Origin of the sequence: Moorena producens PAL-8-15-08-1, assembly GCF_001767235.1 — a bacterium.
In the GTDB taxonomy this organism is placed as follows: Bacteria; Cyanobacteriota; Cyanobacteriia; order Cyanobacteriales; family Coleofasciculaceae; genus Moorena; species Moorena producens_A.
On sequence record NZ_CP017599.1, the window covers coordinates 2,333,193 to 2,352,979 of the forward strand.

The 19,787-nt window shown below is 43.5% G+C and carries 17 protein-coding genes and 1 pseudogene; 15 read left to right on the top strand and 3 right to left on the bottom strand.

The features are described 5' to 3' along the window. Both BJP34_RS08990 and tnpA read right to left on the bottom strand, forming a co-directional pair. Window positions 1–948, bottom strand: coding sequence for a phosphotransferase (locus tag BJP34_RS08990; protein ID WP_158517098.1), 948 nt, complete (start codon window positions 946–948; stop codon window positions 1–3). 739 nt (window positions 949–1,687) lie between these two features. After that, window positions 1,688–1,946 (bottom strand): annotated as a pseudogene (gene tnpA, locus BJP34_RS50350) (IS200/IS605 family transposase); the annotation flags it as partial. A gap of 265 nt (window positions 1,947–2,211) precedes the next feature. On the opposite strand from tnpA, the gene BJP34_RS08995 reads away from it, so the two are divergent. Together BJP34_RS08995 and BJP34_RS09000 are read left to right on the top strand one after the other, a co-directional pair. Beyond that, the gene (locus tag BJP34_RS08995; RefSeq protein WP_070392054.1) at window positions 2,212–3,594 is read left to right on the top strand and encodes an RNA-guided endonuclease InsQ/TnpB family protein; all 1,383 of its coding nucleotides are present in this window, start codon (window positions 2,212–2,214) and stop codon (window positions 3,592–3,594) included. A 64-nt stretch (window positions 3,595–3,658) separates the two neighbouring features. Continuing rightward, on the top strand, window positions 3,659–4,681 hold the full coding sequence (locus BJP34_RS09000; RefSeq protein ID WP_070392055.1) for a glycosyltransferase family 2 protein: 1,023 nt from the start codon (window positions 3,659–3,661) through the stop codon (window positions 4,679–4,681). Between the two features lie 125 nt (window positions 4,682–4,806). Here BJP34_RS09000 and BJP34_RS42805 read toward each other — a convergent pair whose 3' ends face one another. Beyond that, window positions 4,807–5,028, bottom strand: a complete 222-nt coding sequence (locus BJP34_RS42805) for a hypothetical protein (protein WP_158517100.1) — start codon at window positions 5,026–5,028, stop codon at window positions 4,807–4,809. Window positions 5,029–5,636: 608 nt separating this feature from the next. On the opposite strand from BJP34_RS42805, the gene BJP34_RS09005 reads away from it, so the two are divergent. The 13 genes from BJP34_RS09005 to BJP34_RS09065 all read left to right on the top strand — a co-directional run bounded on the left by BJP34_RS09005 (window position 5,637) and on the right by BJP34_RS09065 (window position 19,781). Continuing rightward, a complete protein-coding gene (locus BJP34_RS09005; protein ID WP_070392056.1) occupies window positions 5,637–6,341 on the top strand; it encodes a glycosyltransferase in 705 nt (234 codons plus the stop codon). A 272-nt stretch (window positions 6,342–6,613) separates the two neighbouring features. Then, window positions 6,614–7,213: a glycosyltransferase gene (locus BJP34_RS09010; protein WP_070392057.1), complete on the top strand. Its 600-nt coding sequence runs from the start codon at window positions 6,614–6,616 to the stop codon at window positions 7,211–7,213. A gap of 11 nt (window positions 7,214–7,224) precedes the next feature. Beyond that, window positions 7,225–8,994: a glycerol-3-phosphate dehydrogenase/oxidase gene (locus BJP34_RS09015; RefSeq protein ID WP_070392058.1), complete on the top strand. Its 1,770-nt coding sequence runs from the start codon at window positions 7,225–7,227 to the stop codon at window positions 8,992–8,994. An 80-nt stretch (window positions 8,995–9,074) separates the two neighbouring features. Then, window positions 9,075–9,920, top strand: coding sequence for a hypothetical protein (locus BJP34_RS09020; RefSeq protein ID WP_070392059.1), 846 nt, complete (start codon window positions 9,075–9,077; stop codon window positions 9,918–9,920). 30 nt (window positions 9,921–9,950) lie between these two features. Beyond that, window positions 9,951–10,679 carry a class I SAM-dependent methyltransferase gene (locus tag BJP34_RS09025; protein WP_070392060.1) on the top strand — a complete coding sequence of 243 codons (729 nt, stop codon included), beginning with the start codon at window positions 9,951–9,953 and terminating at the stop codon, window positions 10,677–10,679. Between the two features lie 81 nt (window positions 10,680–10,760). Continuing rightward, a complete protein-coding gene (locus tag BJP34_RS09030) occupies window positions 10,761–11,783 on the top strand; it encodes an NAD-dependent epimerase/dehydratase family protein (protein WP_070392061.1) in 1,023 nt (340 codons plus the stop codon). Window positions 11,784–11,945: 162 nt separating this feature from the next. Further along, entirely contained in the window at window positions 11,946–13,151 is a 1,206-nt protein-coding gene (locus tag BJP34_RS09035; protein ID WP_070392062.1) for a polysaccharide pyruvyl transferase family protein, read from the top strand. A gap of 43 nt (window positions 13,152–13,194) precedes the next feature. Continuing rightward, window positions 13,195–14,625 carry a Coenzyme F420 hydrogenase/dehydrogenase, beta subunit C-terminal domain gene (locus BJP34_RS09040; RefSeq protein ID WP_149030874.1) on the top strand — a complete coding sequence of 477 codons (1,431 nt, stop codon included), beginning with the start codon at window positions 13,195–13,197 and terminating at the stop codon, window positions 14,623–14,625. Window positions 14,626–14,802: 177 nt separating this feature from the next. Beyond that, on the top strand, window positions 14,803–15,831 hold the full coding sequence (locus BJP34_RS09045; RefSeq protein WP_070392064.1) for a lysylphosphatidylglycerol synthase transmembrane domain-containing protein: 1,029 nt from the start codon (window positions 14,803–14,805) through the stop codon (window positions 15,829–15,831). After that, window positions 15,824–16,618 carry an acyltransferase gene (locus BJP34_RS09050; protein WP_070392065.1) on the top strand — a complete coding sequence of 265 codons (795 nt, stop codon included), beginning with the start codon at window positions 15,824–15,826 and terminating at the stop codon, window positions 16,616–16,618. Before BJP34_RS09045 ends, BJP34_RS09050 begins: the two co-directional genes overlap by 8 nt. Beyond that, entirely contained in the window at window positions 16,590–18,056 is a 1,467-nt protein-coding gene (locus BJP34_RS09055) for a hypothetical protein (protein ID WP_229424297.1), read from the top strand. Before BJP34_RS09050 ends, BJP34_RS09055 begins: the two co-directional genes overlap by 29 nt. An 11-nt stretch (window positions 18,057–18,067) precedes the next feature. Further along, window positions 18,068–19,033: a lysylphosphatidylglycerol synthase transmembrane domain-containing protein gene (locus tag BJP34_RS09060; RefSeq protein WP_070392066.1), complete on the top strand. Its 966-nt coding sequence runs from the start codon at window positions 18,068–18,070 to the stop codon at window positions 19,031–19,033. 178 nt (window positions 19,034–19,211) lie between these two features. Next, window positions 19,212–19,781, top strand: a complete 570-nt coding sequence (locus BJP34_RS09065; protein ID WP_070392067.1) for a metal-dependent hydrolase — start codon at window positions 19,212–19,214, stop codon at window positions 19,779–19,781. Window positions 19,782–19,787 lie beyond the last annotated feature (6 nt).

A 19,787-nucleotide genomic window follows, 5' to 3' on the forward strand; every position in this document is an offset into this window, starting at 1 on the left:
TTATAATAGCTTTGCCTGCTTATTCATAACAGCTTTTAAACATCGTTGCCGATAATCAGCATAAAAATAGTCAGTATGGCCTTCTTGCAATTTGGTGAGAACCCATAGTAATTCCCTTAGCAGGATGGCATCTTGGTGGATGGCCAGTTTATCTCTATTCAGAGATATTTTTGAGTATGCTTGAAGAAACAGTTCAGTTTGCTGGTTATCGAGATGGTGGAAATGGATAAATGCAGCAAGATCAGAATAACTATCATTCATTCCCGCCATTTCCCAGTCCAGAAATATAGTTTTTTGACCTTTCAAAAAATTTCCGTAGTAAAGATCATTATGGCAAAACTTGATGTCACTAGATTGATGGTAGGCATCTAATTTATTTCGTGTTATCTCAAAAAAGTATTGGATTTTTTTTATTGTATCATTAGATTTTTGGTTTAAGGAATGCCAGTATCTATCCAGTAAATCTTTAATATGATAGGTATGACTAATCGGTGAAAGTTCATGAATTTTACGGATAGATTCCCCAAAACTCTTCAGTGCTGCTGCAGTTCTGATTTCTTGAAAAGTCCAGAGTGGCGCATCAATAAATTCAGTAATTATTGAGTTGTTTTTGGGGTCAAATGCGATCGGCTTCACTCCAAGGTCTGCACCATATACTTTTTGAATAATTGAATAGTCTACTTGTCTGTTAATTTGCTGCACTTCTGATGTATGACAAATTTTTATAACAAAAACTCCACTATCTGTAGAAACTTTAAAGTTTTGGTTATTTTTACCTTCGGTTAATTTGTCAACCCTGCTAATAGCTACCTTTTTTAGGGAAGGGAGATTTGAGAATACCTGCTCTACAACAATTCGATCTGATTTGTAAAATCCAAAGGGCTGAACACCTGATTCTGCCAAGGTCAGCGTTTCACAAATTATTTCCGACTGCTGTAGTTGATTCATTAAGATTCCCTTGGCTATTCCTAATTGTTGACTTTTTAAAGCTGAGCTATGGTGACTGCTCAGGATGTGTCTGCAGACTGTAGCTGACATCACTCCAGTTCTGGGAGTCTGGTAGGTGCCCAGGGTCGTAAGCTCATCTCAATTTGGTATAGATTGTAACTTGAAAAAATCTAATTAAAGAAATTTTTGTTACAATTGGAAAAAATAGAGGTCAAAATCAGTACGTTTGTTCTACTCAATCCCTAAACTTTCAGGTGCGACCCGTGGCGAATTTAATTCTTAATGGGGAAAGCGCACCTAGTATTTTGAGCCAGAAAGAATAAACCGTTGCGATTGCTATTAGGATTTTTCAGATTTCTCAAATCACATTCTCAATCATCTCGGGATTATTGAGAATAAATGCTCCTTATTGACATTGAGGCAGCAGATTTTAGGTTTGTGATACTATCAAAGAACTTTTATAGCGTTTCTCATAGCTATTAAAAGATTTCAAAATTAATAAGCAAAAATACTTATCGTATGAATCTCATATCCAGTAGGCATTTCAAAATAAGATGCGTTTACCCTGGTATAGCACTACCCATTCATAATAGGAGATTCCTAAACTCCGAAACTTAGTCATAGATTACTTCTGACTTCTGACTTTTCACTTGCGGACTTGCGCGTAGCGCTATAAATGTTTCCAACTCAACAGGTAAGGGGTCTCCCGTTATACCCGCGCATGTTAGCGGGAGGAGAATTACCTGACGGGGTATCCTGGCGCAAGGAGATAACTCCTTAATTGCTCAATCGTCACGTCACCACAGGAAGCCACAAAATAAGATCCTGTCGGTGAAAACTTTTTTATCTCCGTAAAACCGCTTCAAGTATTCAGAAAATCAGTAACGAATCAATCTACTGCTCACAGTCTTGGTATTGGCTATTAGCTTAACTGAAGCGACTTTGGGATTAAGGTCAACAAGTAGGTGAATATGGTCTTTCTCCCCGTTAAATTCCACGCTCGTTACAGTCCCAGAATGACGCAAGTATCAGAGCAGATTTTCTTTAACCTGTTCACGCAGCGGAGGCCTATGGCCACGCTTTCGCTCCCAGGCGACGCTGCTTGAGGTGCGAACGGCTCTGCCGAATCAAAATTTGTTCTGAGATAGCTTGTAGTCTGTATATCGTCTTACTATTACAATATGTACAGTAAAATGATATACAGACCTGTTTTTATTTGTGTAGTTATTTTTAATATTTTGCGATAAATGCTACACTAAAAATATGATAATCACTTACTGCTACCGGATCAAGCCAAGTCCCGAACAGATCGTCACCATGGAAAGGTGGCTTGAGCTATTGCGTCGCCACTGGAACTACGCTTTGGGGCAAAGACTTGATTGGCTCAATCGGACTCGTTCTCCGGTTGATATATGTAGCTTAGTGAGTGAGCCGATTGGTGAAATTCCAGAACCGGTCAACTATTACACTCAACAGGCAGCTCTCAAGGAAACTAAGAAACTTTTCCCTGAGTACAAAAAAATCTACGCAGAAACTCAGCAAGTGAACCTGCAACGTCTTAATAAGGCGTGGGATAGGTGGCGAAAACCTGATGCTAACGGGAAACGTGGGGGAAGACCTCGATTCAAAAAGGCTGGAGAACTTAGGTCATTTGTGTTTCCTAGGGTCAACACTTCTAAGGCAGGAGCGCACCTGGTTAATGGCATTTTAAAATTAAGCCGAATCGGATCAATGCCTGTCGTAATGCACAGACCATTACCTGTTAGCGAAGCTTGCCCGAAGGGCGCAGGTTTTACCCTTAAGCAATGTACTATTGTTAAAAAGGCTGACGGTTGGTACTGCTGTCTTTCAATGAAAGATGATACAGTTCCTAATCTTTTACCCATTGATTCCGTTAAGTCTGCCGTTGGAATTGATGTTGGTTTAGAAAAGTTTTTGACTACTTCTGATGGTGAGGCAGTACCTGTCCCACAGTTTTATCGGAAGGCTCAAGACAAGCTAGCTCAAGCTCAACGAGTAATGTCGCGCCGTGTTAAGGGTTCTAATAACTGGAAAAGGGCTAAGCACAAAGTAGCCTTGTTGCACCTTCATCTAACCCGGTGTCGAAAAGATTTTCATTATCAGGTTGCTCATTGGCTGTGTAGTAAATACGATTTAATTGCTCACGAAAACTTAAATATAAAAGGACTCGCACGAACTAAGTTAGCAAAATCAATACATGATGCAGCCTGGGGAGAATTCTTGGAAATATTACAAGCAGTGGCGGTGAAACGCGGCTTGTTGGTTCAGGAAGTCAATCCACGCGGCACAAGTATTGAGTGTTTTAACTGTGGCTCTAGAGTCGAAAAAAGTTTGAGCGATTCGGCGAAGCCGACGCTGCGCGAACGAGTTCACTGTTGTCCCGATTGTAAGGTCAAAATTGATCGAGATTGGAACAGTGGAATTAACATCTTGAATCGTGGATTATTGGCGGTTGGACTGCCGCTTAATGGCTGTGGTAAATCGGTACAGGATATCGTTGGCTTAGCGTCGGCATCCGCCGAGGAACAGCAAGTCTCATTCGTGAGGTTGAGAAGCCCACATCAAATCAAAGATTATGATGTGGGAGTAGTCACTGCCTTGACATATCGCCACAAGTTAGATTAGACAATCAATAATATATGCTTACAGTTTAAAACCGGATTGAATATTACTCAACCTGGGGCATCCTATGGAAATTTCCTTAATTAAACAAGGGCAATTAAATGCCCAGAACTGGTCTGGGACTGACATCACACCAGACGTATCAGTGGTGGTACCAATCTACAATGAGGTGGAGAGTTTGCCCCACCTCATAGATGCGATCGCATCCAGCTTAACCGATACTCAGCTCAGCTATGAGCTTATTTGTGTCGATGATGGCTCAACAGATGGTTCAACCCAACTGCTCAAGGAGCAAGTCCTCTCCCGCACTGATTTGCGAGGGGTAATTTTGCGTCGCAACTATGGTCAAACTGCTGCCATGGCAGCTGGGTTTAATTATGCTCGCGGTCGTGCCATTGTTACCTTAGATGGTGACCTACAAAATGATCCAGCCGACATTCCCATGCTGCTTGCCAAACTGGAGGAAGGGTATGACTTGGTTAGTGGCTGGCGTAAAAATCGGCAGGATGCGGCGGTGACTCGCTTACTGCCATCCAAAATTGCCAACTGGCTGATTGGACGCACCACTGGGGTTAAACTCCATGACTATGGCTGTTCTCTGAAAGCTTATCGCTCGGAATTGGTAGCGGACATGAACCTCTACGGTGAGTTACATCGGTTTTTACCAGCCTTAGCATATATTGAGGGGGCAAGAATTAGCGAGTTACCCGTGCGTCACCATGCTCGTCGCTATGGTAGTAGTAAGTATGGTCTGGGGCGAACGTTCCGGGTGCTAATGGATTTGTTGACCATCTTCTTCATGAAGAAATTCCTCACCCGACCCATGCATGTATTTGGATTACTAGGTCTGAGTTCCCTAGGCACGGGCATAATCATTGGGGCTTATCTGACCATTCTCAAGCTAGGTCTGAATCAAGAAATCGGGGATCGGCCTTTACTGATCTTGGCAGTACTCTTGATCTCAACTGGTGTACAACTGTTTAGTCTTGGTCTACTGGGGGAACTACTGATGCGTACTTACCACGAATCTCAGGGAAGACCGATTTATCGGGTCAGAGAAGTAGTGTCTTCTAATGTTGAGCAACCTTAGTCATATCACTTGGAAATCAAGTTGGTTAGTGGCTAACCAAAGTACCAAAGCGCCCCCATTCACAATTTAAATGCTTGAATGGGGGTGCTTTGGGGATATAGGGAGATCTCACAGGGGTAGGTTTTTTACATTTGGGTCGGGAGTCGGGAATCGGGAATCGGGAATCGGGAATCGGGAATCGGGAAAAGCGGGAAATGGGGAGAATTATTCCGGAAATTACTGTGTATTTTGATACATATTTTTAGGAATTTATACATAGCGATGCAGCGCGGTCTTGGGGAGGCAGTGCGGTCTTGGGGGTTCCCCCCATGAGCAACTGCCGTGGTTTCCCCCATGAGCGACTGCATCAAGACAATCAAAGTACATACTTGCCCCTTTGTAAAAAACCTACCCTTGTAAGGATAGGGAGATGGGGAGATCGGGAAATAGGGAGATGGGGAAATAGTAGACCGACTTTTGTACTAGTCAATCTTACTCAAATTTAAATGCATATTAGGTTAGCCGCTAACCAACGGTATTTCTTGACAATTTGAAATTTGTAAAGATTATATGAAGTTTATAATCAAGATTTCATTAAGCTCCAGATTGCTAGTTGATTTGGATAATTTTTTTAGGTTTTAATTAAATTAAAATTTTTTTTGATAAAAAATTCATTCAAAGCACTTATGCATAACACTTAGTTGGGCTGTAGGGCTCTTCCTCAGGGAATAAATTAGGAGCAGTTTGGGTTTCTAGTTAAAGAATGCTTGAATCCCTTGGTATCGGTGTTTACCCTTAAGTGGTAAATTCTTACTCACTGAGGTCTGTTAGTAATAGCTGAAATTAACCACTGGTTATTGTTAACTTCTATTAAACTCTACCGGAAACTTACTGAACAATAGTGAAGTTTCCATCAATATGACTTGGAAATGGGGCGCTCTTGATCAGAGTGCTTTAACTATAGGGGAAGATAAACGTGTATTTAAAGAGCAAAACTGATGGGCTTACTGATCGGCTTGAGATCAAAAGCAGCAGGGATGAATTGACTGTCTGGGAGAATCAACCAGTCTCCTATGATGAACAAAATGTCAGTAGCATGAACATTCTATTACTCGCTCCTCATCCCTTTTATCAGAATCGTGGCACACCCATCGCAGTCAACCTGGTTTTGAAGGTGCTTTCTGAACGGGGAGACCAGGTTGATGTCGTCACTTATCCTGAAGGGCGTGACATCAATTATGAAAATATCACGGTATACCGAACCCCTAATCTACCGTGGGTTCGGAATATACGACCAGGGTTCTCCTGGAAAAAAATCCTCTGTGATGTTTTCATGTTGCTTGCTGTAATTCGCCTAGTGACTAAGAAACGCTACGATTTGGTTCATGCTGGAGAAGAATCAGTCTTTATTGGTTTAGGGCTCAAAATTTTGTGTAAAATTCCCTATATCTATGACATGGATTCATCTCTAGCCCAACAAATGATTGAAAAGTATCCTTTGCTACAAAAATTTTCGTCAGTATTCAACTTTTTTGAAGGACTGGCTGTGAAGAATGCCAAAGTCGTGGTTTCAGTTTGTGATGCTTTGGCAGCAGATATTGAAAAGTACAAGCCCAGAAAAACTGTAGTTATTCCAGATATATCGTTGCTTAATTATAATCTTTCTTTAAAAAAATCCTAAAAAATCTTTTGCTTTAGACTAAATAAACCCTACTTATTTTTAAAATCCTTATTCTTAAATTTTAAGTAGACTAAAATAACTAATAACTGTTACTATAAGTAAGTGTTAATAACGGAAAGTATGGTTCCGATATCCTAATACTACGTTTTATTTTGTAACGAAAGATAAGTAGAATAGTGAAAATGTGCAGGTTTGTGTAAATTTTCGCTTCAAGATTCAACGTCAAGATTCAACGTCAAGATTCAACTTCAAGATTCAACATTGGTGTAACTATGTATAGTAATTTGAGACGTGAGCTAGGAATCCGTAATGTACTCCTGATGTATGTGGGCAATCTGGAGACTTATCAAGGGATTGACCTACTTCTAGACAGCTTCGCCTTGAGCCTTGAGCACACTGATCAGGCTGACTTAGTCATTATTGGTGGAGAAGCGGACGACATTCGGAAATACACCAATAAGGCTCACTGTCTTGGGATGCAACAACATGTCCATTTTTTAGGACCGAAACCAGTTGAGCATCTGGCTATCTATCTGGAGCAGGCTGATATTTTAGTCTCTCCGAGAACTAAGGGTAAAAATACCCCGATGAAACTCTACTCCTATCTCGATAGTGGCAAAGTTTTGTTAGCCACAGATTTGCCAACCCATACCCAGTTGCTAAACAATCACCTTGCTCTGCTTAAGAGGCCAGATGCCAAAGCTTTCGCGGAGGGAATGCTTGATCTGATCGCTGATGAAAAGCTACGACTGAGCCTGGGCAGTGCTGGCAAAAAATTGATTGAGAAAAGGCATACTTATGCAGCTTTTCGGGAAAAATTAAACAGTCTTTATGATTGGCTACATCACGAGTTAGCAGAGCATACAGCCTAACCAGACAAGTAATGAGAAGGAACCTAGTAGAGTTAACCAGAAACTCTTACGATCTATTAGTCATCGGTGGTGGGATCTATGGAGCTTGCGTAGCTTGGGAAGCAAGCCTCAGGGGATTGTCAGTGGCCTTGGTGGAAAAATCTGATTTCGGTGGCGCTACCTCTGCTAACAGTTTGAAGACCATCCACGGGGGATTACGGTATCTCCAGCATGCTGACCTGAAACGGATGCGTGAATCCATTCATGAACGCACCAGTTTAATGCGGATTGCGCCTCACTTAGTTCATCCATTACCAGTGTTGATTCCCACCTACGGCCATGGCATGAAGGGAAAAGAAGTGCTATCTGTGGCACTTGCTATCAATGATTTGATCAGTTGCGATCGCAATCGTCAACTCGATCCCCAAAAACACATATCCAATGGTCGGGTAATCTCTAAGCAGGAGTGTCAGCAGCTACTGCCAGGAATTCCCCAGGAGGGACTAACTGGAGCAGCAGTCTTTTCTGATGCTCAGGTCTACAACTCTGAACGCTTGACCCTCTCTTTTCTACGCTCAGCTGAGCAAGCTGGCGCAGTAGTGGCTAACTACGTAGAAGTTACTGGATTTCTGCAAGCTGGAAATCGGGTCACGGGTATTCAGGGGCAAGATGTGTTAAGTGGCAATCAATTCGACATCCGCGCCAAGACTGTGGTCAACACCAGCGGACCATGGACAAATCGGGTGTTGAGTTTACTAAACCAATCCCAGGAGCAACCCCAGCAACAACCCCAGCAGCAACCCAGAGTTCCCCTTGCCAAAGCCATGAACCTGGTGATTCGCCGTCCCCTCTGCGAAAGCTATGCTGTGGGTATTTCAACTCAGAACTCCTATCGTGACTCCGATGCCATAGTCAACAAGGGGTCTCGCTTACTATTTATTGCGCCCTGGCGTGGTAAATCCCTCGTCGGTACATCGTATTCTGTTTGGGATCAAGACCCGGATAACTTCAACATTACCCAACAAGATATTCAAGACTTACTCGATGATATAAACCAAGCATGGCCATCGGTTAAACTCAACCAAGCCGATGTCGCTTTCGTCCATGGTGGCTTGCTTCCTAGAACTGGCATGAGTGAGACCGGAGAGCCACAACTGGCTAAACACTATCAAATCTTCGATCATGCCAAAGAAGAATTTCCAGGATTGATCTCGGTGGTTGGGGTGAAATATACCACTGCCAGAGATGTGGCTGAGAAAGTCGTTGACCAGGTATTTCGGTCATGGGGGCAAAAGCCTCCCAACTCCCTGTCATCAGTTACACCAATTTACGGTGGACACATCGAACAATTTGAAGTGTTTTTGCAGACGGAAATCTTTAAGCAAACCTATGGATTGAGGGAGGAGGTAATGCGCCGCCTCGTTTATAACTACGGTAGTGCCTATCAAGATGTACTGCTGTATTTAGAGCGAGTATCAGATCACTCCTGTGCACCTACTGATGATTTAGCTGTACTCAAAGCTGAAGTCTTGCATGGGGTTGTTGAGGAAATGGCTCAAACATTAGGTGATGTGGTCTTCCGGCGGACAGAACTCGGTAGTGCTGGTCATCCCGGAAACGAGGCCCTCAGAACCTGTGCTGAGGTGGTGGGGGCGGAACTAGGATGGAGTCGGTCAAAAATAGAGCTAGAGTTAGACAAGGTTAACCAGATTTTTAATATGGGAGGTTCATTAACTCAGCAGAAAAGTATTGGAATTGAAACGCTTCAGGGTTCGGTGAGTTTAGCCGAGAAGATCCTTTGAGGTTTTGGTGCAAGATTTTAGCTGAATGGGATTGAAGCAGCAGCAGTTTATGGAAATCAGGGAGATTATAACAAAAATCCATGGTAGCTACCGCTCAAAAGCATCAAGTAATCCTAATTGATGGTCACGTTCACCTTCATGACTGTTTTGATATCGATCAACTGCTGACCTCAGCTTGGGAAAATTTTCAGCGATTTTATGGTGAGGCAGGTGATCAAGAAAATTTTAAAGCTGTATTATTGTTGACAGAAATAGAGCATCAAAAATGGTATAAGAGGTTAGCTGATTTAGCTCAAAACAATAATCAGTCTAGGGTAAGCCAGGGAAAAACTTGGATGTTCCACCGTACCCAGGAAGATTTCTCTTTATATACCTGTAACGCCTTAGGGCAAGGAATGTTCTTAATTGCTGGTCGCCAAATTGTGACAGCGGAAAACCTTGAGGTATTAGCGTTGATTACTGACCAAAACCTTGAAGATGGTTTACCCTTAGACGTAACCATTAAAGCAATTCTGTCTGCGGAGGGAATCCCTATACTCCCCTGGGGAGTTGGTAAATGGATCGGAAATCGGGGAAAACTATTATATAAGCTCTTGGAAGACAAGAATTTTCCCAAGCTTTTTCTAGGAGACAATGGTGGACGTCCTGTATTCTGGTCACGACCAGTTTTGTTCACACAAGCAGAGAAAAAAGGATGGCGGATCTTACCAGGAAGCGATCCACTTCCTTTGGCTTCTGAATCTTGTCGTCCTGGAAGTTTTGGATTTACTATCCAGGGTTCCTTGAGTTCAGAAAAACCAGGAAAAGATATCAAGGAAATGCTACTGAATCCTATGACAGCTATTCAGGCCTATGGTTCTCTAGAAAACCCCTGGCGATTTATTCGTAACCAATTAGCAATTCGGTCTACAAAAAATAGCAATTAAAAATAAACAAATGACTAAAGGAATTTAACAGTGGTTTGTACAGGTGATTTTCCCGAAAGAGCCGATATCGAAACATCTTCTGAGGATTATGCCTCCCGTTTTGCTGGGGAAATTGGGGCTTGGCTACTGAAAGTCCAGGAAGAGGCAACCTTGAAAATGCTGACTCCTTATCCTAAAGCCACCATCCTTGATGTGGGAGGAGGACATGGTCAACTGACCGGGGCTCTGATTCAAAATGGTTATCAATTAACTGTGCTTGGTAGTGCAGATGTCTGTAAGGGGAGGATTCAGAATTTTCTTGATGCTAATCTTTGTTCCTTCAAGGTGGGCAATGTTTTAGATCTCCCTTACCCAGACGGAGCGTTTGATGTTGTGATCAGCTATCGATTCCTTGCTCATGTCACTCAATGGCAGTCTTTTTTAACAGAACTAAATCGAGTAGCAAAGCAAGCAGTAATCCTAGACTATCCTACAGTGAGGAGCGTAAATGCTATTGCCCCCTATCTATTTAAGTTCAAGAAAGGGTTGGAAGGAAATACACGAGAGTTTGTCTGTTATAAAGAACATGAGCTTCTAAAATTTTTTAAATCTATTGGTCTGAGCAAAGCTGAGCGCTATCCTCAATTTTTTGTGCCTATGGTACTCCATCGCGCTTTCAAATCTCCTAGCTTATCTTCATTTATGGAGAAGTTAGCTCGACTATCAGGCTTGACTAATTTGTTTGGTTCACCAGTAATTTTAAAGCTTACCAAGACTTAAGCCAGATGCCGATTAAAATTAATTGTATAAACTTGCTTGGTGAAATTCCAATATTTTTTAGGTTAGCTCAGAAAGTAGAATATGGAAGATACTCAATTCAAACTCCCAACTGGCAGTCGCGTCTTAGTGACTGGAGCTACAGGGTTTACAGGTTCAGTTCTTGTACGTAAATTAGTGGCACAAGGTTTAGATATCGTCGCTATTGCACGTCCTAGTTCTAAACTTGAGCCTTTCAATGACCTTAAAATTGAATGGATTAAAGGGGATGTTTTTGATGAAGAGTTGATCAAGAAAGCCATAAAAGGAGTTAACTATATATTTCATATTGTAACTCCTTTTAGAGAAGCAAAATCTGCTGACAATGTCTACTATAATGTCCACGTTTTAAGCACACAATTGCTAGCTAAATACGCTTTAGAAGAACCAGATTTTAAGCGTTTTGTTCACGTTTCAACAATTGGTGTTCATGGTCATGTCGAAAATCCTCCTGGTGATGAAAATTGTCCAATGAATCCTGGAGATATATATCAAGAAACCAAACTAGAAGGAGAACTGTGGATCAGAGATTTTGCTAAAAAGGAAGGATTACCAGTCACTGTGGTTCGACCCTCAGGAATCTATGGTCCTGGGGAGAAACGGTTTTTGAAAATTTTCAAAATGGTTTGCCGTAAGTGGATACCAATAATTGGCAATGGCAGTAACTTACTGCACTTAATTCATGTTGATGATTTGACCAATTTTTTTCTGCTATCAGCAACCCATCCTAAAGCAGTGGGAGAAGTTTTTATTTGTGGAAGTAAGGAGGCGATAACCTTTAAAGAAATGGTCTATATTATTAGTGAATACTATGGAATTTCCTTTAAATTTATTAGTTTGCCAGCTGCTCCACTGTTTGCCTTAGGGGATTTTTTTGAATTCATCTGTCGTCCCCTGGGGATAGAACCACCTATTTATAGAAGACGGCTAGCGTTTTATACAAAAGACCGCTCATTTAACACAGCAAAGATGATAAATTTACTGGGGTTTGTGCCTGTCCATTCCGATGAAGAAGGGTTAAAGGAATTAGCCCAATGGTATCTTGACAAAGGATGGATATCTCTTTGATTTGGGTTAATGGGAATTCAATCAGTGAAAACTGGCTGGTTATACTGAATGAGTAAGTTGAATCATTAAGCTCTGATTATTATTATTACTAAATTTTTGTCACAACTATTGGGATAGTTAATCCCATGAAAACGTAAGAATTTGCTAGTGATTGAGTAAAAAATGAAAAAAATTACAGTTCTCGGTAACTTTTCAGGTCGCAATGCAGGAGATGCTGCTATTTTAGGCAATCTGCTCGATGATATTGCTGCAGCACATCCTGATGCGTTGTTTATAGTACCAACTCTCAACCCACGCTTCGTTAAACGTCATTTTGGCCACCACAATATCAAGGCACTTGGATTGATGCCTTGGAATGGTGCTGTTAAGATTTTTGGTTTGCCAACTTTCCGAGCAATGTTGCAAGCTGATCTGGTGCTAGTAACCGATAACATTCTGTTTGATCGCAAGTTACTCAATCCACTGTTTAACTATCTCTCCACAATTTCCTTAATCGCCCCAGCTTGTAAGGCACGCGGTATTCCGATCGCACTTTACAACGCGAGTCTAGGACCAATTACCACATCACTGGGCAAGTATGCTTTGCAAAGAGTTCTTGATGCTAGCCCAATGCTGATCCTGCGAGATGAGCAATCAAAGCAACTGCTTGACCAACAGAAACTGAATTACCAGGACGTTTACATCAATGCGGATTGCGCCATCAACACTACCCCGCCACCAACAGAACGCATGGAGGAGATCATAGGCAAAGAGGGGCTTTTCAAAAATCCGAAAGGCACTATTGGTTTCAATATCAATGCCTACATCGATAACTGGCGCAAGGATAACAAGACTTTTGGGCGCGAACCCTTTTTGCAGGCAATCGGGTCTACTCTCGACCGACTGATTGAGGAATTAGACATTGAGATTATGTATACCATCACCCAAGTGATGGATACCAAGATTACCAACGAGAGTTTGAAGTATGTCAAGCGACGCGATCGCATCCGGGTAATCAGTAATGCGACTTACACCTACCAGGAAATTGCTGGCTTGCTACAGCGGGTAGAAGTCCATGTGGGGATGCGGACTCATTCCGTAATTCTGGCTTCAGGAGTTCTCACCCCTGTAGTGGGCATTAACTCCTACCCTAAAACAGCAGGCTTCATGAAAACCATTGGTCAGGACAACTGGTTGATCAACTTTGATGAACTAACCACCAATACCTTGACAAATTTAATTAAGTCTGCTTGCGAACAGCGCCATGAAACGCGAGCGGCCATGACACCACTGGTGCAGCGGGAGCAAGCTAAAGCCCGCAGTAGCGTTGAACTGGTGAGCCAATTGTTGGCCCAGGGGCAGCAATCTGAGGTGCAAGTTACCGCTTGAGCCATTGTCTACTCATCCTTTGAGTACAGAGAGGTAAAATTATTTGAAAAAATCGAAGGCAACAGAATTAAGCATGTCTGAAGATGGCTATTTGCCACTTCACAAACAGCAGCAGACTGAGCCATTGTATGTGGTTCCCAAGGATCTGTGTACCCGCTGCGGTGCTTGCGATCCCATCTGCCCTGTAGACTGCATTTCCTTTGACGAACACCGATACCCAGTTATTGATACTAAAACCTGTGTTGACTGTGGACTCTGTGTAAAAGTTTGTCCCGGTATAGACTTTGACTACACTGCTCAGTATAAGAAAATGTTCGGCGTTGAGCAGGCACCAGAGGGGCTTGGTGGCATTTACGAGAGCGCCTTTTTGACTTTCGCTAATAATCCCCAGGTGCAGGCAGAAGGTAGTGGTGGTGGACTCGTTTCCCAACTGCTGATTGGTATGGTCAAAGAAGGGATAATTGATGCTGCCCTGACTGTGGGTTATGAGCCCGATGATCCCATCACACCCACACCTGTGATTTGCCGCACCGAGGCAGAAATTCGCGCCACGGCTGGCTCCAAGTATTGTGTTGTACCCCATGCCAAAGTCATACGTGACGTCAAAAAACTGGAAGGCAAGTTTGCCTTTGTCGGTGTAGGCTGTCAGATTGAGGGTTTACGCAAATTGGAGAAGGTCTATAAGCCTTTGGTACGTCGGGAAATCTTCACCATTGGCTTAGCTTGCCACGGCACCCTAGAAAAAGAAGGTACTACTGAGTTGCTATCCCACCGTCGTCTTCCCCAAGAGAAGATCAAGCGGTTCTTCTATCGTGGTGGTAACTTCCCTGGCAAGTTTCAGATCGAAACCCTTGATGGTCAGCGCCTCGACCTGCACAGGTTTGATTACAAGGATGGTGCCTATAATTACCTCTATCATCTCTATACACCCCAGCGTTGCCTGATGTGTCCTGACTATAGTGCTGAGTTTGCGGATATTTCAGTTTCCGACTTCTGGGTGCGCGGTGAGGATGGCGAGTACCTACACCCGGAAGGTACAAGCATGGTCATGTGCCGCACGGAACGTGGTCAAAAGATTCTACAACAGATGCGTGAATTGGGCTATATTACCGCTATGCCTTTAGGTAAGCAGGAAGTCGAAGCCAGTTTTGATCACCTCTACCGTGACAAACGTGTCTCTCCCTTCGTGCGTATCCAGTGGCGTGAAGCCCAGGGAATATCTGCACCCCAGTACCATTTACCGATTTCCCCACCAACTAAAGAAGACCACCGTCACGAGGGTTTGCGTCAGGCTACCTTTATTTTCTCTAAGCGCAAATGGATGCGCCAGTTGATGCTGGCCATCTTTTTCTCACGGTTCGGGGAAGTGTTTACAGCAGTGAAAATGCGCTACAAAGCCTTCAAGGCTGCACGGCGATTACGCAAACAAGCAAAACAAAGGCAAAACCAAGACCCAGCCTTGGATACCCAATAAATAATTTAGATCAAGTAAGTAAGGTAAATCTAATGATCAGTATAGATGAGCAAAACTCCAAAACCTCAATCTGGTAATAGTAGATAGTAAACCAATTACCAATTACTAATTATCAATTACTAATTATCAATTACTAATTACCAATTACCAATGAAAAATCTTTAACAAGCTCTTGGAATGCCGAAAAACTCGACACTACGTTTTGTCCGCATTGCTGGCACAACTGCACTACTAGTATATGTTGTTCACAAGGCAGGGCTGTTCAGCGCTGACGGACGGCGGGATTTGTTAGACACCTTCGTTCACGTCAAACCACCATTTTTGTTGGCATCGATTGGGTTTGGGCTGTTGCTTAATCTATCTAGCGCCTTCAAGTGGTACATGCTTTCGCGCTCTCGTGGCTTGCCAGTTAATCTTTGGCGACTGTTTGCTTACTATATGGTTGGTCAATTCTTCAATCTGGTGCTGCCAAGCAGCATTGGGGGCGATGTAGTCCGCATGCATCAATTAGGGCGCTACACTGGACGCTACGCCGATGCCGTAGCCTCAGTCTTTGTGGAACGTTTCACTGGTTTGGCCACCCTGGTCGTGTTAGCAATGGTGGCAGTAGTGGTCAACCTGCATCTGTTCAACCTGCCCTGGTTGACTATTGGCCTTGCCATGGGGTCAATAGGTATAGCATTGATCTGCTGGTTGATTATTGACCAACGACCATTCCGGTTGACCCAGAAGCTATTGGCAAGGCGTGTACCCTTGCTGCATAAACTCTTCACCAAGATTGAGAAATTTCGGCAAGCAGTGCTGGCCTATCAGAGTGACCCAGGGGCAATCTGGGGGGCTCTAATTAATTCTCTAATCTTCTACTTCTTAGCGGTCATGAATGTCTGGGTTAGTGCACTTGCCTTTGGCTCCAAGATCGATTTTGTCAGCATGCTCGTAGCAGTGCCAGTTATCCTCTTTATCATGAACTTACCAATCTCGATTGGAGGTATTGGTCTGATGGAGTTTGCCTACAGCTTCACTCTTGGGTTGGTAGGTGCTACCCCTGCACTAGCATTTTCAACGGCATTGCTGTTGAGAGCAAAGACCCTGTTCCATGCTGGAATTGGTAGTCTACTTTATCCGTTCGTCAGTGATGGTAGCCCCATCCGTGAGGGAGTACCGATGGAAGTGACGAACAAATACGGAGAAAATGGTGATGACTAGTAAACATGAACAGTTTCGCTTCAGCGCTGTCTCAGCTGATAGTAAAAGCTCGTTTATAAAAAAGTATCAGGATTTAGTCTTAGGTGATCGTAGTTGGAGGCGACTTCTACAATATGAACTGCTGACGCTGCTGGTAGGTCAACTCCCTGGTGCTCTTGGGCTAGGGCTGCGGCGCATCTTATACCCGCAGTTATTCGGTAGTGTGGGTAAAAATGCAATCTTCGGTCATCACCTCACCTTGCGTACACCGGGTCGTATTCACCTGGGTAGCAATGTGGTAATTGATGACTATGCAGTGCTGTCCGTAAGGGGTTTTGAAGATGAGCGCATTGAGATTGGTGATGGGGTGCAAATTGGTCGCTCGGCTCAACTCAAGACCCGTGCTGGCTCTATTTTTATCAGTGCCCATGCCAATATTGGTGCAGAGTGCCGCATTGACTCGACTACCGAAGTCCATATTGGTCAGCACTGCATTTTCGCTGGTCGTTGCTATTTAGGTGGTGTTAGTCACCAATTTGATCGTACTGACATCCCAATTGTCCAACAACCACTAGCAACTAAGGGTGGTGTACACATCGGTGATGATGTCTGGCTAGGAGCACATGTGATTGTTTTGGATGGGGTAACTATTGGTACAGGTGCAATAGTCGGTGCGGGTGCAGTAGTAACCAAAGACATTCCAGCATACGCGATCGCGATGGGTGTGCCAGCACAGGTACGAAGCTGGCGCAAGGTAGAGCTTGCGGAGAGTTATCAAAATGCATCAACAGAATATAAAAAACCCTAGTTTAGGATACCAATCCCGCAAAAACAGATGGGATTTTGGTCTATTTTCAGCATTTTTATTGTTCAGTTTTATCAACTTGGGATGTGTGAGTCAGTCCAGCACGGAAAAATCAAGGACTCAGGCTAATAGTTTAGCTTATTCTCAAATTGAACCCCTAGTCATTCCTGTAGGTGGACCGGCTCCAGACAGGCGTATTGGTGGGCTGATTACAACAGATATTAACGATGACGGCCAACAAGATTTTATCATCACTAAGTCAGATTATATTGCAGTTCACGATCATTCTGGAAAAAAGCTCTGGGCAAAGCAGATCAACATTCAAGTGGTAGGGAAGTCGGAGCAAAACGGACTACCTGGAACTCATGGACCAGGTGTCCAAGCAGCTGATGTAGATGGAGATCAAAAGACAGAAGTTCTGTTTTTAACCAAGGACAATACCCTTCATATTGTTGAGGGGGTTAATGGAGAGACTCAGAAAACTATAAAACTCCCATCTCCAGAAGGTACAGAGGGTTGGGAGCACCTAGTAGTAGCCAATTTCCGGGGCAAAGGCGATCGCGATTTACTACTTCAGACCACGAATGCTGAAGGATACCGTATGGGTCGTTATCTAGCAGCCTATTCCCTAGACAACCTACTCAAAGGTGAAAACCTTAAACCTTTGTGGACCCGAGATGATTTCCTTGCCAATGCCCACAATGGGGCACGGGTGGCAGATCTCGACGGAGATGGCAAAGATGAGGTTTTGGGCGGCACAATTATATCACCATTAGGAGAGCTACTGGTGCGAATTCCCATAAAAGGTCATATTGACTCCCTGTTTGTGGCTGATGTGCGTCCAGACATCCCAGGATTAGAGGTAGTCGCTCTGGAAGAGGGGGGTGGCAATCGGGTTTTCCTTTATAACCGCGATCGCGTAATTTGGAAAACCCACTACAAGCATCAAGAACCACAAAATGCTGCCATTGGTGATTTTGACCCCCAACGACCGGGATTAGAAGTTTGGTGCCGCAGCCGTTACCAGAAGCACCAGAAACCCTTTGTATTTGATGCCCAAGGTCAACGGATTGCTAACTATCAAATGGATGATGTTGCTCCCAAGGGATGGACAGACAAAGGTGTAGAGGTGATCTTCCCGATTGATTGGACAGGAGAGTCGAGGCAATTAGTGGCTGTCAAAGAGCGCCATAAACCAGGAGACGTCGGGATTTTCGATGCCCTGAGTGGAGAATTTCTCCATCGGTTCAAAGAACAGGCGGCGAGACTTTACGTTGCTGATGTGTCTGGGGATTGGCGGGAAGAGGTGATGGTTCTCAATGGGAATCAGCTGCATATTTACAGCAACCCCGAAGCTAATCCCAATCTTGATCGCCCACGGCTATGGACTCAAAACCACTACCGCCGCAGTAAGATGACTTGGAATTACTACAGTCCATAAACTAAAAAACCATGGAAAAAAAGTTAGGTACTAGGAAAAAATTGATTCTTACGATAATTAAATGCGGCGTTTCCATAGTGCTACTGTCTTGGGCGTTGCGCAAGACAAATCTGCCCGAAATTTTCCTAGCTGTGAGTTCTGCCAAGGTTTCTCTGTTAATGGCAGCGTTTGTGATCTACTTAGCCAGTTACTACATCAGAGCTCATCGGTGGCGGGTACTGCTTTTGGCTCACAATGTGAAAGCTACCATCCCTTATTTGTATAAGTCCTACATGGTCAGCATTTTCTTCAGTAATTTTTTGCCCTCCACTATTGGTGGGGATGCTGTTAGGGCTTATGATGCCTGGCGGTTGGGAACGAGCAAGTCAGTGGCACTAGCCACTGTGTTTTTGGATCGTTTCCTTGGTTTACTAGGTTTAATGCTGTTTGGTCTCGGGGCGCTGTTTTTTTCTCAAACATTGATCGCCCAGTTACCATTACTTAACCTGTGGGTAATGCTAGGTAGCGCAGTAATTATGCTTGTCGTCTCGATGATTTTCATCCCCTCTCAGAAGATTTCAAGGGTTATTAGCAAGATCCAACTACCCTTTTGGAAGCACATACAAAACAAGCTAATTAATATTATTAAAGCTTTCCTAGCCTTTGGCAACCGCAAACATGCTTTGGCTAGATCTATGGCCTTGTCACTGATGGTGCAAATCACTGTCATCGCTCATTATTACCTAATTGCCAAGGCACTGGATTTACCGGTTCCCCTTCTTAGTTTCTTTGTGATCATTCCCCTAGTCTCCTTGATCATGGTCTTGCCTGTATCGATCAACGCCATTGGTCTGCGTGAGAATGCATTTGTATTCTTTTTTGCGGCTTACGGCTATAATCTTGGCAGACCCGAAGCCATTGCCTTTGCTTGGCTGGCTTACGGAATTGTGATTATTCAGGGGCTGTTGGGGGGAATTGTCTATGCTTTGCGCAAGTAAAGGCGATTAACTCAGATCAGGTGATCGGATAATCAGGTAATCAGGTGTAATGGTGATCAATAAACAATACTCAGAGTAAATATAAATTACCAAATATAAATTACCAATTACCAAATATAAATTACCAAATATAAATTACCAATTACCAAATATAAATTACCAAATATAAATTAATCCAATGCCATCACCAGTAGGACACACATTAGCCGGTATTTGTGGATTTGTTCTGGCACGCCCTTATGTAGCTTGGCATCAGCAAACTCGGCTGTTGTATGGTTCAGTATTGCTCACGAATTTGCCAGACATAGACATTCTGCCTGGATTGCTGCTGCTGGGAAATCCAGGAGCTTTTCACCGTCAGGCCACCCACAGCTTGATAGTAGCTGCTGTAATTGGCATCTTCGTTGCTTGGCTAGTGGGACATTGGAAGTTAAATCGGCTCCGGTGGGGAATTTGGGCAGCTCTAGTTTATAGCAGCCATATCCTGTTGGATATGCTAGTAGCTGACCCAACAGCACCTTTCGGAGTCCAGGCACTCTGGCCTTTTTCCCTAGAGTATTTTATTTCACCGGTTACTATCTTCCCCCGATTTGATTATTTTAATCCAGAATTGGGTATGGTACGCACCATATTGAGTATTCCTAATTTCTTGGGAATACTGTGGGAAATCGTAGTACTTACACCATTGGTAGGACTGGCATGGTATGGGTTTGGGAAAACTGACGCTAGAAAACCATTGGGAAGATAGAGAGCA